12 protein-coding genes are annotated in these 13,525 nt (G+C 71.7%); all 12 read right to left on the minus strand.

What is annotated here, in order from left to right; all coding sequences use genetic code 11:
- Positions 1-4 precede the first annotated feature (4 nt).
- The 12 genes from nusB to DEJ18_RS08370 all read right to left on the minus strand — a co-directional run bounded on the left by nusB (position 5) and on the right by DEJ18_RS08370 (position 13,521).
- Complete coding sequence (nusB, locus tag DEJ18_RS08315) at positions 5-457, minus strand: transcription antitermination factor NusB (protein ID WP_111210738.1); 453 nt, start codon at positions 455-457, stop codon at positions 5-7.
- A gap of 11 nt (positions 458-468) precedes the next feature.
- A complete protein-coding gene (gene efp / locus DEJ18_RS08320) occupies positions 469-1,029 on the minus strand; it encodes an elongation factor P (RefSeq protein WP_111080712.1) in 561 nt (186 codons plus the stop codon).
- 101 nt (positions 1,030-1,130) lie between these two features.
- Positions 1,131-2,831 (minus strand): ABC1 kinase family protein, encoded by a 1,701-nt coding sequence (locus tag DEJ18_RS08325; RefSeq protein WP_111210739.1) that lies wholly within the window; start codon positions 2,829-2,831, stop codon positions 1,131-1,133.
- 60 nt (positions 2,832-2,891) lie between these two features.
- Entirely contained in the window at positions 2,892-3,989 is a 1,098-nt protein-coding gene (gene aroB / locus DEJ18_RS08330; RefSeq protein WP_502866236.1) for a 3-dehydroquinate synthase, read from the minus strand.
- Positions 3,986-4,507, minus strand: a complete 522-nt coding sequence (locus tag DEJ18_RS08335; protein WP_111080869.1) for a shikimate kinase — start codon at positions 4,505-4,507, stop codon at positions 3,986-3,988. Before DEJ18_RS08335 ends, aroB begins: the two co-directional genes overlap by 4 nt.
- Before the next feature lie 38 nt (positions 4,508-4,545).
- Entirely contained in the window at positions 4,546-5,766 is a 1,221-nt protein-coding gene (aroC, locus tag DEJ18_RS08340) for a chorismate synthase (protein WP_111210848.1), read from the minus strand.
- Between the two features lie 97 nt (positions 5,767-5,863).
- Positions 5,864-7,552, minus strand: a complete 1,689-nt coding sequence (gene mltG / locus DEJ18_RS08345) for an endolytic transglycosylase MltG (protein WP_111210740.1) — start codon at positions 7,550-7,552, stop codon at positions 5,864-5,866.
- A gap of 72 nt (positions 7,553-7,624) precedes the next feature.
- Positions 7,625-8,077 carry a Holliday junction resolvase RuvX gene (gene ruvX, locus DEJ18_RS08350; protein ID WP_111080709.1) on the minus strand — a complete coding sequence of 151 codons (453 nt, stop codon included), beginning with the start codon at positions 8,075-8,077 and terminating at the stop codon, positions 7,625-7,627.
- Complete coding sequence (gene alaS, locus DEJ18_RS08355) at positions 8,077-10,734, minus strand: alanine--tRNA ligase (RefSeq protein WP_111210741.1); 2,658 nt, start codon at positions 10,732-10,734, stop codon at positions 8,077-8,079. Before alaS ends, ruvX begins: the two co-directional genes overlap by 1 nt.
- A gap of 108 nt (positions 10,735-10,842) precedes the next feature.
- Positions 10,843-11,040, minus strand: a complete 198-nt coding sequence (locus tag DEJ18_RS08360) for a hypothetical protein (protein ID WP_111081688.1) — start codon at positions 11,038-11,040, stop codon at positions 10,843-10,845.
- Between the two features lie 189 nt (positions 11,041-11,229).
- On the minus strand, positions 11,230-11,859 hold the full coding sequence (rpsD, locus tag DEJ18_RS08365) for a 30S ribosomal protein S4 (RefSeq protein ID WP_110825077.1): 630 nt from the start codon (positions 11,857-11,859) through the stop codon (positions 11,230-11,232).
- Positions 11,860-12,138: 279 nt separating this feature from the next.
- Positions 12,139-13,521, minus strand: coding sequence for a replication-associated recombination protein A (locus tag DEJ18_RS08370; protein ID WP_502866237.1), 1,383 nt, complete (start codon positions 13,519-13,521; stop codon positions 12,139-12,141).
- Positions 13,522-13,525: the final 4 nt, after the last annotated feature.

Raw genomic sequence — 13,525 nt, forward strand, 5'->3', positions numbered from 1 at the left:
GAGCCTAGCGGGACTCCTGGTCCTCCGCGACAATCCGACCGGACGGTCCACGGCCACCCGCGACGGCGCCGAGCACGCCGTTCACGAAGCTCGCCGAGTCGTCGGTGGAGAGCGACTGCGCGAGCTCGACGGCCTCCGCGATCGCCACCGCGTCGGGGACCTCCGGGTTGAACCGGATCTCCCACACGCCCATCCGCAGGATGCAGCGGTCGAGGACCGGCATCCGGGCGATCGTCCAGCCCTGCGCGTGGTCCGAGATGACGCCGTCGATCTCGTACCGGGCCTCGTCGACGCCGGTCACGATCTGCCGCGCGTAGTCCCAGCTGGAGGCGCGCTCCGGCTGGTCGAGGTGACGGACGGTCTCGGTCGCGAGGACGTCCGCGATCGGCAGCTCGCGCACCTCCGCGACGTACAGCATGTCGAGGGCGCGCTTGCGGGCCTTCGAACGAGCACTCATACGGTCAGCGCCTAGTCGTTGACGCGGCCGAGGTAGTTGCCGTCGCGGGTGTCGACCTTGACCTTGGTGCCGGACTCGAGGAAGAGCGGGACCTGGATCTGGTAGCCCGTGACGATCGTCGCCGGCTTCGTGCCACCGGAGGAGCGGTCGCCCTGCAGGCCCGGCTCGGTCTCGATCGTCGTGACGATCGAGGTCGGGAGCTCGACGTAGAGCGGGTTGCCCTCGTTCATCGCGATGGTGACCTGCGCGGACTCGAGCAGGAAGTTGCGCGCGTCGCCGACGACCGCTGCGGGCACGTTGACCTGGTCGTAGGTGTCCTGGTCCATGAACACGTACGAGTCGCCGTCCTCGTAGAGGTACTGGAAGTCGCGACGGTCCACCGTGGCGGTCTCGATCTTCGCGCCGGCGTTGAACGTGCGGTCGACGACCTTGCCGGTGACGACCTGCTTGAGCTTGGTGCGCACGAACGCGCCGCCCTTGCCCGGCTTCACGTGCTGGAACTCGACGACCGACCAGAGCTGCCCGTCGATGATGAGAACGGCGCCGTTCTTGATGTCAGTGGTACTCGCCATGGGTCTTCCGTTCGATGGTGTTGTGAAGGTGTCCAGGCTCGTGGAGCCCCGGACGAGTGTAGCGGACGGGGCCCGGCGTGCCGGGACCGGACCGGACCGGCCTACTGCCGTCGGCGCGCCAACCACGCGTCGACGGCAGCCCACGTGAGCAGCACCACGCAGGTGCCGCCGAGCAACGCCCCGGCCACGAGCGTGCTGATCACGGCCGTCGGTCGGGCCGGCGCGGCCAAGTAGACCACGGCCACAAGGCCCGCCCCGGCTCCCAGGAGCACGAGCAACACCCGGCGGACCATGCCGGAGACGGCCTGCCGGTCGCGTCGGTCGCTGAGCAGCCGGACGTTCACCGACAGCCGCCCCGCCTCGACCGCCTCGACCGCCTCGGTGATCTTGTCGATGCGGCGCGGCAGCCGCCGCGCCGAGGCCACCAGCCCGAAGAGCTCGCGGACGAGGACGGTCCGCACCGCGGCGGGCCGGAGCTGGTCCCGGATCTGCTCCGCCGCGAGGCCGCGCGACTCCTCGAGCAGGTCGAACGACGGTGCGAGCGTGCGGAGCGTGCCCTCGAAGATCGCCAGCGCGCGAGCGGCCGCCACGAAGTCGGCCGGAGCACGCAGCCGGTAGCGGCCGAACACCTCGACCGCGTCGTCCACCGTCTCGACCCCGATCCGCGCACCCGGGCCGAGTTCCTCGGCGACGAACCGTGCCAGGTCCCGACGGAAGTCGGCCTCGTCCTCCGGGTCCCGCACCGGCGCCATCCGGAGCACCGCGTCGGCGATGCGCGAGGTGTCGTCCTGCAGGTAGGCGGCGAGGAGTTCCTGGACCGTGTCCCGGAGACCCGGGTCGAGCCTCCCGACCGAACCGAAGTCGATGAGCGCCGGCCGCCCGTCGGGCAGGACCAGCACGTTCCCCGGGTGCAGGTCGGCGTGGTAGACGCCGTCGAACACGACCTGCCGGAGGAACGCGCGGAGGATCGTCCGCATCGGCTCGTCGAGGTCGCGGGCGGAGCGCTCGGCGCGGATCGCGCTGAGCGTGTCGCCCTCCAGGAACTCCATCACGAGCACGCGGCGACTCGACAGGTGCCGGTACGGCTCGGGGAACCGGACCTCGTCCGGACGGGCACTCCGGGCCTGCGCGGCCCGCAGCGACTCGAGGTTCCGCAGCTCGGCGGAGAAGTCGACCTGTCGGACGAGGTCGGCGCCGTACTGCTCGGCGACCTCGACGACGCCGAGCTGTCGGGCCTGCACGGACGTCCGGGTGAGGAAGCGCACGAGCCGCAGGGCGATGTCGACGTCCCGGCGGACCGCTGCGTCGATGCCCGGCCGCTGCACCTTGACAGCCACCGAGGTGCCGTCGGCGAGGCGGGCTCGGTGCACCTGCGCGATCGAGGCGGCCGCGACCGTGTCGGGGTCGAAGGCGGCGAACACCTCGGTGACCGGCGCACCGAGTTCGGCCTCGAGCAGCGCGGCGACCTCGTCGGCTGCGGCCGGACGGACGCTCCCCTGCAGCTGGGCGAGGCGCTCCGTCCACTCGTCCGGCAGCAGGTCGTCCCGCGTCGACAGGATCTGGCCCATCTTCACGAATCCGCCGCCTGCCTCCTCGAGCGCCAGACGCAGGTGGTCGGCCTGGTCGTGGCGGAGGTCCGCGGTCGCCGGGTCCCGCGTGAAGTCGAGCCGGCGGAACGGCAGCAGCCCGTGACGTCGGGCGATCCCGAGCACCTCGGCGAAGCGGCGCCCGCGACTGCGGACTCCCCCGGGTCCCTGGCGCTGCTGGCTGGAGAAGTCGCTGAGGCGGGGCGGGTTCGGCACCCCGTCAGTCTGCTCCGTGGGCCTGGAGCCGACCGGGGTACACCGGGCTGCCCGCCGACGTCAGGCGCCGACCTCCTGGTAGGCGGTGAAGAGCAGGTGGTCCTCGGGGCCCTCGAGCGTCACCGGCTTGCCGACGCCGTCGAGGATGACGAAGCGGAGCATGCCGGCGCGCGCCTTCTTGTCGCGGCGCATGGTGGCGAGGAGGCTCTGCCATCGTCCCAGCGGGTAGGTCGTCGGGAGCGACAGGGCGTCCAGGATCGAGCGGTGCCGGTCGACGGTCGCGTCGTCCAGGTGCCCGGTCAACCGCGCGAGCTCGGCGGCGAACACCATGCCGACCGAGACGGCCGCGCCGTGCCGCCACTGGTACCGCTCCGCGTGCTCGATCGCGTGGCCGAGCGTGTGCCCGTAGTTGAGGACCGCGCGGCGGCCCTGCTCGGTGAAGTCCTCCGACACCACCTGTGCCTTGAGCTCGATCGCGAGTTCCACCACGCGCCGGAACTCCGGCGTCGTCGGGTCGGTCACACGGTCGACGTCGGCCTCGATGACGTCGAGGATCTCGGGCACGGCGATGAAGCCGGCCTTGACGATCTCGGCGAACCCGGCCAGGACCTCGTTCCGCGGCAGGGTCCGGAGCAGGTCGAGGTCGGCGACCACGGCGCGCGGGGCCGAGAACGCGCCGACGAGGTTCTTGCCCTCGTTCGTGTTGATGCCGGTCTTGCCACCGACGCTCGCATCGACCATGCCGAGCACGGTCGTCGGCATGGACACGTACGGCACGCCCCGCAGCCAGGTCGCGGCGACGAAGCCCGCCAGGTCGGTGACGGCACCGCCGCCGAGGCCGATGACCGCGTCGGTGCGGGTGAAGTCGGACTGGCCCATGATCTGCCAGCAGAACGACGCGACCTCGATCCGCTTCGCCGCCTCGGCGTCGGGCACCTCGGCGATGAGCGCCTCGAGCCCGGCACCGACGAGCAGCTGGCGCAGGTCCTCAGCCCGGGCGCCGAGCGTCGGGGCGTGCACGATGAGCACCTTCGCGACGCGCGGTCCGAGGACGGCGGGGACGGCACCGAGCAGGCCGTTGCCGACCGCGACGACGTAGCCGTCCTCGCCGCCGACGCGGATCTCGGTGGTGCCCTCTGGCAGGGTCGACTCGGTCACGGTGCTCCTTCGTCGGAGGTGGTGGGGCTGCTGGTCCGGCGGTCGGTCGGGTCGCTGCGGCGGACCCACGCGACGACGTCGTCGGCCACGCGGGACATCGGACGACGGGAGGTGTCGAGCACCAGGTCGGCGAGCCGGTCGTACGTGGGCGCGCGCTCGTCGAGGATCGACTGCCACGCCGCGATGCCGCCGGAGGCGATGAGCGGACGGTCGCTGCCGAGGATCCGCGGTGCGACCGCCTCGGCCGAGACGGTCAACAGGACGACGCGCGCATCGGCGATCGCCGCGCGCGTCGCCGCGTGCATGACCGCTCCCCCGCCGAGGGAGACGACACCGCCAGCCTCGACCGCGCCTCGGACCGCCTCGGCCTCGAGCTCGCGGAACACGGTCTCGCCCCGCTCGGCGAACAGCTGCGGGATCGGGCCGTGCTCACGCGCGATCACCCGGTCGGTGTCGGTGAACGGCACGCCGAGGGCCTTCGCGACCCGTCGGCCGACACTGGACTTCCCCGCGCCCATCGGTCCGATCAGGACCACGGGTGCCAGGACGGCCGCGGTCACCAGGCCGACGCGTGGGCGGCCGACCCGGTCCGCCGCGTCCGGAGCGTCTCCGGGATCGCCGCCAGGTAGGCCTCGAGGTTGCGCTTGGTCTCGGCCACGCTGTCGCCGCCGAACTTCTCGAGGACGGCGTCGGCCAACACCAGCGCGACCATCGCCTCGGCGACGACGCCGGAGGCCGGCACGGCGCACACGTCAGATCGCTGGTGGTGCGCGCTGGCGTCCTCACCCGTCGCGACGTCGACGGTCTGGAGCGCGTGCGGGACCGTGGCGATCGGCTTCATCGCGGCCCGGACACGGAGCACCGTCCCGGTGGACATGCCGCCCTCGGTGCCGCCGGCCCGGTCGGTGGTGCGGACGATCTCACCGTCGGCGCGCTGGAGTTCGTCGTGTGCGGCGGACCCGCGACGAGCAGCGGTCGCGAAGCCGTCGCCGACCTCGACGCCCTTGATCGCCTGGATGCCCATGATCGCCGCCGCGAGTCGCGCGTCGAGTCGACGGTCCCACTGCACGTGCGAGCCGAGGCCCGGCGGGACGCCGTAGAACAGGACCTCGACGACGCCGCCGAGCGTGTCGCCGTCCTTCTTGGCGGCCTCCACCTCGGTCACCATCCGGGCGGAGGTGTCGGCGTCGAAGCAGCGGAGCTGGTCGTCGTCGAGACGGTCGACGTCCGCCGGGACCGGCAGTGCGGCGTCCTCGGGCACCCGGACCGTACCGACCTGCAGGGTGTGCGCCACCGAGGTCATGCCGAGTTCCGCGAGGAAGGACTTCGCCACGGCGCCGAGCGCGACGCGGGCGGCGGTCTCTCGGGCTGAGGCGCGCTCGAGGATCGGTCGGGCCTCGTCGAAACCGTACTTCTGCATGCCGACGAGGTCGGCGTGCCCGGGGCGTGGACGCGTCAGCGGGGCGCCACGGCCACGCGAGGCATCGGTCTGCTCGACCGGCTCCGGGTTCATCACCTCGACCCACTTCGGCCACTCGGTGTTGCCGATGCGGATCGCGATCGGGCTCCCCATCGAGAACCCGTGCCGAACGCCACCGGAGAGGTGCAGTTCGTCCTGCTCGAACTTCATGCGCGAACCACGGCCGTAGCCGAGCTTGCGGCGCGCGAGGTCGGCGCGGATGGACTCGTACGACACCGGGACGCCGGCCGGGAGGCCTTCCATCATGGCGATGAGTTCGGGTCCGTGGGACTCTCCAGCGGTCAACCAACGAAGCATGACGTCATCCTCCCACAGCGTGGAGCCGTGCGGCGTGCGCATGACGGCCGGGCGGGTGCCCGGCCGTCAGTCGCCACGGACCGTCGTCCTGTCTGCGTTACTGGTACTCCGGGTGCGCCCGCAACCAGGCCCGGAACCGCTCGACCGCGACGAGGTGCTGGTCGTACGTGTCCGAGAACACCGTCTCGCCGCTGTCGAGGTCGACCGTCACGAAGTACAGCCAGTTGCCCGACGCCTGGTTCACGACCGCGTTGATCGCGACCTCGCCGGGGTTCGAGATCGGCGCCGGCGGCAGGCCCTCGTGCTGGTAGGTGTTGTACTCGTTCGACGCGTCGGCCCGCTCGGCGTCGGTCGTCGTCACGGTGTGGGTGTTCCCCGTGCCGTAGGCCACCGTGGCGTCGGACTGCAGCCGCATGCCGTCGTCGAGCCGGTTCTGGAACACCCGCGCCACCTTCGGGTAGTCGGCCGCGAGACCGGCTTCCTTCTGGACGAGCGAGGCGAACACGACGACGCGCTCCTGGTCGGCCTCGGCGACGCCCGCCCTGGCGAGCCGCTCCTTCATCGTGTCGACCATGGCCTGGAAGTACTGCTTCGCCGTCCAGTCGGGCTTGATGGGGTACGTGGCGGGGAACAGCCAGCCCTCGAGGGTCGTGACGCCGGGCGGCAGACCGTACGCCGAGACGTCCTTCGCCGCCGCGGCGACCTCGTCCTTGCTCAACCCGGCCTTCGACACCATGCCCGCCTCGATGTCCTGCAGGGCCGTGCCCTCCGGGATGACGATGGACGGGTCCTCGACGCGGTTGGCCTTGTCCTGCAACGCCGAGAGCGCGGCCTTCGAGCTCATCTTCTTCTTCAGCGCGTAGGACCCGGGCTGGAACTGGATCTCCGGGGACGCCAGGAGCAGCTCGTAGAACGCGCTCGAGGTCTTCACGACCCCGCTGCGCTTCAGCGTCGCCGCGACGTCCTCGCCGATGTCGCCGTCCTTGATCGTGATGGTCACCTTCGAGGTGCCGTCACCGGTGTAGTCGTCGGTCTCCTGCGACCCGGAGAACGCACTGACGAGCGCCTGCACCTTGGGCGCGGCGAACGCGTACGCACCCCCGGCCGCGGCGAGGACGAGCGCGACGATGACGATCCCCGCGATGAGCGGGCCCTTGCGGCGCGGCGGTCGCTCGCCGCGTGCCGGACGGGAGGCTCCGCCACGTCCGCGGCGTTGGCCACCGTCGTCCCCGCCGCGGCCACCGTCCGGCCCGCCGGGACCGTCGTCGTCACCGGGTCCGCCGGCACCACCGGCGGTGGCAGCGGCACCGGCCACGTCCGCGCCGGTCCGGTCGGTCGTCCGGCCGTCGTCCGCCGTTCCGACGCCCTGCCACGTGCCGCGGCGGCGGACCGGCGCGGTGCCGTCCTCTGCACGGCCCCGCTCACCGCGGTCGGGGTGGTCATCGGCGCCACGCCCGGCGCCGGGAGCGGGGACGGGACCGCTGTGGAGCGTGCCGCCGAGGAGGGCGTGCACGTCGGGGTCCACGTCACCGGCTGCCGGAGCGGTGCCGACGCTCGGTCGGGGACCGGGCCTCCCGGGCCCGTCTGCCCGGTCCTCGGACGGGAGGTCGGCCCTCCCCGGCGCCGCGGCCGCCTGCCGTTCTCGTGCCGCTCGGGCGGCTCGGCGCGAGAGCGGCGCCTGCGCGCTGCCCTGGCCGGTGCCGTCCGTCGGGGTACCGCCGCGCTCAGCGCGCTCGGCGTCGTTGCCGGTCGCGATGATCGCGTTCCAGTCCAGATCGTCTGCCAACGGTCCTCGGTCTCTCGGTCGGGAACTCCACGCGGCTCCGGGCCGCGGTGGCGACGTCGGGAGGGCAGCCGGTCAGGGGAGCTCGGCCCCAGGCGGGGCGCCGGATGAGCGCTCGTGGTCGAGCGCATGTTGCAGAATGATAACAGCGGCCGCTTGGTCGATCACGGCGCGGGACTTCTTCGTGTTCTTGCCGGCCTGGTGCAGGCCCCGCTGGGCGGTGACGGTGGAGAGCCGTTCGTCCACGAGCCGGACCGGTCGGTGCGCCGCGATGCGGGCCGCGAAGTCCCGCGCATCGGCGGTCGATGCGGTCTCGGCACCGGACATCGACAGCGGCAGACCGACGACGACCTCGAGCACGTCGTACTCATCGGCGATCGCCAGGATCCGGCGGAGGTCCGACGAGTCGTCCCGCCGGACCGTCTCCACCGGCGTCGCGAGGAGACCGTCCCGGTCACACACCGCGACGCCGATCCGGGCGCGACCGACGTCGACGCCGAGCCGTCGCCCGGACCGGATCGCCACGATCAGGCCGCGATGCGGTCGGTCACCGCACGGAGGGCCGCCGGGAGTGCCGAAGCATCCGTCCCACCACCCTGCGCGAGGTCCGGCTTGCCGCCACCGCCACCGCCGAGCACGCCGGCGGCCTCCTTGGCGAGCGGACCGGCCTGCACGCCGGCGGCACGAGCCGCGTCGTTCGTGGCGACGATGACGACGGGCTTGCCTCCGACGACGGCACCGAGGACCACGAGGGCAGCGTCGGAACCGAGCTGGCCCCGGACACCGGTCGCGAGGGAGCGGAGGTCGTCACCGGACGACAGCCCCTCGACCACCTGCGCCACGACCGAGACGGTGCCGACCCGCTCGGCGGTGCGGGCGATCGACGGGACCCGCTGCTGCAGGTTCGCGGACTCGAACTCGGCGATCCGCTTCTGGGCGGTCTTGAGGTCCTCGAGCAGGGTCTGCACGCGTCCCGGGAGGTCGTCACGCTGTGCCTTGAGCGCGCTCGACAACTGCGAGACGATCGTCCGCTCCACTGCGAGCTCCCGGAACCCCTCGAGTCCGACGAGCGCCTCGACGCGGCGGTTCGTCGATCCGACGCTCGCCTCTCCGACGAGGTTGACGAGGCCGACCTGCGCGCTCGAGGCGACGTGGATGCCACCGCAGAGTTCACGGGACCACGGACCGCCGATGTCGACCATGCGGACCTCGGCGCCGTACTTCTCGCCGAACAGCGCCTGCGCGCCGAGCGCCTTCGCCTCGTCGATCGGCAGGATGCGCGTGGACACCTCGAGGTCGGAACGGATCGCCGTGTTCACGACCTCCTCGATCTCGGAGCGGGTCTCGAGCGACACCGGCTGGCTCCAGGAGAAGTCCAGGCGCATGTAGCCGGCCTTGTTGTACGACCCGGCCTGGAGCGCCTCCGGTCCGAGGACGTCCCGGAGCGCCGCGTTTACGAGGTGCGTCGCGGAGTGTGCCTGCGTGGCGCCGCGGCGGTACTCGGCGTCCACGACCGTGGTGGCGGGGTCGCCCACGCCGACCTCGCCCGAACGCACCTGCACGGTGTGACTCCACAGGCCGGAGACCGGACGCTGGACGTCGAGGACCTCGAGGTCGAACCCGTTGCCGACGATCGAGCCCTGGTCGGCGTCCTGCCCACCGGACTCGGCGTACAGCGAGGTCTCGCTCAGGATCACCTCGGCGATGTCGCCGACGACCGCGCGGTCCACGCTCCGCCCGTCGACGATGAGGCCGAGCACGCGGCTCTCGGCCTGGAGGGCGTCGTAGCCGAGGAACACGGTCTCACCCGCAGCGCGGAAGGCACTGTAGACGCTGAGGTCCGCGAGCGCGGTCTTCTTGCTCTTCGCGTCCGCCTTCGCCCGGGCACGCTGCTCCGACATGAGCGTCTCGAAGGCGGAGCGGTCGACGTGGACGCCGGCCTCCTCCGCCATCTCCATGGTCAGGTCGATGGGGAACCCGAAGGTGTCGTGGAGCAGGAACGCGGTGTCCCCGCCGATCGCCGGGCGGCCGTCCTGCTTGGCGCGGTCGACCGCGACGTCGAGGATCGTCGTGCCCTGCGCGAGCGTGCGGAGGAAGGTCTCCTCCTCCGCGTAGGCGATGCGGGCGATGCGGTCGTACTGCTCGCCGACCTCCGGGTAGGCGTCGCGCATGGCGTCGCGGGACGCCGGGAAGAGCTGCGGGAAGGTCGCACCCTCGACGCCGAGCAGGCGCATCGCACGCACCGTGCGGCGGAGCAGCCGACGGAGGATGTAGCCGCGGCCTTCGTTCGACGGCGAGACACCGTCGGTGATGAGCATGAGCGCCGAGCGCACGTGGTCGGCGACGATGCGCATCCGGACGTCGTCCTCGTGGTCGGCACCGTAGCGCCGTCCGGAGACCTCTGCGGCCATGTCGAGCACCGGACGGACCTGGTCGATCTCGTACATGTTGTCGACGCCCTGCTTGATGAAGGCGACGCGCTCGAGCCCCATACCGGTGTCGATGTTCTTGTTCGGCAGCTCGCCGGTGATCTCGAAGTCGTACTTGGACCGCACGTCGGCGATCTGGTACTGCATGAAGACGAGGTTCCAGATCTCGACGTAGCGGTCGTCGTCCGTCGCAGGACCGCCGTCGACGCCGTACTCGGGGCCGCGGTCGAAGAAGATCTCGGAGCAGGGGCCGGCGGGACCGGGCTGGCCGGTCGACCAGTAGTTCGTGTCCTTGCCGAGGCGCTGGATGCGGTCGTCGGGCAGCGTGGAGTGGCGCTTCCAGAACGCGATCGCCTCGTCATCCTCTTCGTAGACGGTGACCCAGAGGTCGTCCGCCGAGAAGCCGAGCCCGCCGTCGGACTCCGGGTTCGTCAGGAACTCCCAGGCGTACTGGATCGCCTGCTCCTTGAAGTAGTCCCCGAACGAGAAGTTCCCGTTCATCTGGAAGAACGTGCCGTGCCGCGGGGTCTTGCCGACCTCTTCGATGTCGTTCGTGCGGATGCACTTCTGCACGCTCGTGGCGCGGGGGTACGGCGCCGGGATGAGTCCGGTCAGGTACGGGATGAACGGCACCATGCCGGCCACCGTGAACAGCAGCGACGGGTCGTCCGAGACGAGCGACGCGGACGGGACGACGGTGTGGCCGCGGTCACCGAAGAACTGGAGCCAACGGCGGCGGATCTCTGCGGTCTGCATGGTGCTTCCTGTAGGGCGTGTGGCGGGGACGGGAGGCTCGGGGCGAGTCAGGTGGGGGCGGTGCGGCGGGTCGGAGGCCGGCACGGCGTCTGGCGACGCCGGACAGTGTCAGTCGTCGGCGGTGTGGCCGGTCGGGCGCAGCTCGGCTTCACGCGAGCGGTACCCCTCGGCCACCGCGCCCGTGAAGGCCTTCGCCCGGGCGTCGACCTGAGCGAGGAGGTGCGCGGCGGACGGTGTCCGGCTGACGCGCTGCGCGGCGACGAACCCGATGACCACGCCGACGACGACGAAGAACAGCTGCTTCACGATGCCTCCCTCTCGCGCACGCCGGAGCGCGCGTCCGACAAGCGTAGCGCGGCGCCCCGACGGGCCCGGCCTCGGGACCGTCCGGTCTCCGCTCCCGCCTGCTCCCGCCTGCTCCCGCCTGCTCCCGGGAAGCAGAACGGCGGGCCGCCCTCCGAGGAGGACGACCCGCCGTTCACACAGGCGCTGGGATCAGCGGGCTGCGTAGTACTCGACGACGAGCTGCACTTCACAGGTCACGGGGACCTCGGCGCGCTTCGGGCGACGGACCAGGCGGGCCTGGAGCTTGTCGATCTCGACGTCCAGGTAGCCCGGGACCTTCGGGAGGACTTCCTGGTGACCACCGGCAGCAGCGACCTGGAACGGCTCGAGCGACTCGGAGCGCTGCTTGACGTGGATCAGCTGGCCCTCCTTGACGCGGAAGGAGGGGCGGTCGACGAGCTTGCCGTCGACGAGGATGTGACGGTGCACGATCAGCTGGCGAGCCTGCGCGGTCGTGCGGGCGAAGCCGGCACGGAGCACGAGGGCGTCCAGGCGGGTCTCGAGGAGCTCGACGAGGTTCTCACCGGTCAGACCGGCCGACTTGCGGGCCTCTTCGAAGACGATGCGGAGCTGCTTCTCGCGGATGCCGTACTGGGCGCGCAGACGCTGCTTCTCACGGAGGCGGACGGCGTAGTCGCTGTCCGCACGACGGCGCGTACGGCCGTGCTCACCGGGCCCGTAGGGGCGCTTCTCGAGGTAGCGGGCCGCCTTCGGCGTCAGCGGGATGCCGAGCGCGCGGGACAGACGGGTCTTGCTGCGGGTGCGTGACTTGGTAGACACAGGGTCCTTTTCTCTGTACTGAACTGAAGATGTCACGGGTCTCGGAGCGCGCACGCACCGACGGACCCCGTGACGGGATCCAGAGGGATGAGCCTGTGGGATCGGACGGCTACAGTCCGAACCTCTGCCCCCGTGCCGGACCGACGGACCGCTGAGCGATCTGACGTGTCCAGCACTGTGTCCTCGACGCAGCCGCACGCGAGGACCAGGACGTAGGCGGATCAACGATAGCAGCAACGGAGGCGGTTGTGGAGCCTCCCGGCCCGGTGCGTCGCCCGCTCAGTCGCCGCGGATGATGCCGCGCAGTCGGTCGAGACGCGGCCCGATCTCCCGCTCGAACCCGTTCCCGGTCGGCGTGTAGTACTCGGTGCCGTCGATGGCGTCCGGCAGGTACTGCTGGGTCGCGACCCCGTGCTCGGCGTCGTGGGAGTAGACGTACCCCTTGCCGTGCCCCAACCGCTTCGCGCCCGCGTAGTGCGCGTCACGCAGGTGGTTCGGGACGACGCCCATCCGCCCCGCCTTGACGTCGGCGATCGCCCGGTTCACGCCGTTGTACGCCGCGTTCGACTTCGGTGCCGTCGCCAGGTACACCACGGCCTCGGCGAGCGGGATCCGCCCCTCGGGCATCCCGATCAACTGCACGGCCTGGGCGGCGGCCACCGCGATCGGCAGTGCCTGCGGGTCCGCCATGCCGATGTCCTCGGACGCCGAGATGATGATCCGGCGGGCGATGAAGCGCGGGTCCTCCCCTGCCTCGATCATCCGCGCCAGGTAGTGCAGCGCCGCGTCGACGTCACTCCCCCGGACGGACTTGATGAACGCGCTGATGACGTCGTAGTGCTCGTCCCCTGCCCGGTCGTACCGGAGCAGCGCACGGTCGACCGCGGCGGCGACGGTCTCGGCGTCGACGACCGGGACGGTCCCGTCCTCGCGCTCGTCGTCGTCCTGCGCGGCGACGGCCGACGCGGCGGCCGCCTCGAGGGCGGTGAGGGCCCGTCGGGCGTCCCCCGAGGCGAGCCGGACGATCGCGGCGCGGGCCTCGTCGCCGAGGACGACCCCGCCCCCGAGACCGCGGGCGTCCTCCACCGCGCGGTCGACGAGCATGCCGAGATCGGCGTCGGTGAGCGGCTTGAGCGTCAGGAGGAGCGAGCGGGACAGCAGCGGGGAGATGACCGAGAACGACGGGTTCTCGGTCGTCGCGGCGATGAGGATGACCCAGCCGTTCTCGACGCCGGGCAACAGGGCGTCCTGCTGGGCCTTGCTGAAGCGGTGGATCTCGTCGAGGAACAGGACCGTCGTCGACCCGTAGAGGTCGCGGTGGGCGAGGGCCTTCTCCATCACCTCGCGCACGTCCTTGACGCCGGCGGTGACCGCGGACAGTTCGACGAACTCACGGCCGGACTGTCGTGCGATCGCCTGGGCCAGGGTCGTCTTGCCGGTGCCGGGCGGGCCCCAGAGGATCACCGACACGCCACCCGGGCTCTCGCGCGTGCCCGTCGCCAGCTGGACCAGCGGCGACCCGCGACCGAGCAGGTGCTGCTGCCCGGCGACCTCGTCGAGGCTGGTCGGACGCATCCGGACGGCCAGGGGCACCGATCCCTGCGCGAGCCCGGTCCGCCCGCCGGTCGTCGGCGCGTTCATCCCCGAGCGGTCTGGTGCCATGCCT

It is taken from the genome of Curtobacterium sp. MCSS17_015, from assembly GCF_003234265.2.
In the GTDB taxonomy this organism is placed as follows: domain Bacteria; phylum Actinomycetota; class Actinomycetes; order Actinomycetales; family Microbacteriaceae; genus Curtobacterium.

Excerpts from the sequence above, each read along its gene's own strand:
- nusB (WP_111210738.1), bottom strand. The coding sequence starts at position 457 with ATGAGTGCTCGTTCGAAGGCCCGCAAGCGCGCCCTCGACATGCTGTAC.
- efp (WP_111080712.1), bottom strand. The coding sequence starts at position 1,029 with ATGGCGAGTACCACTGACATCAAGAACGGCGCCGTTCTCATCATCGAC.
- DEJ18_RS08335 (WP_111080869.1), bottom strand. The coding sequence starts at position 4,507 with ATGGGCGCGGGGAAGTCCAGTGTCGGCCGACGGGTCGCGAAGGCCCTC.
- aroC (WP_111210848.1), bottom strand. The coding sequence starts at position 5,766 with ATGCTTCGTTGGTTGACCGCTGGAGAGTCCCACGGACCCGAACTCATC.
- alaS (WP_111210741.1), bottom strand. The coding sequence starts at position 10,734 with ATGCAGACCGCAGAGATCCGCCGCCGTTGGCTCCAGTTCTTCGGTGAC.
- DEJ18_RS08370 (WP_502866237.1), bottom strand. The coding sequence starts at position 13,521 with ATGGCACCAGACCGCTCGGGGATGAACGCGCCGACGACCGGCGGGCGG.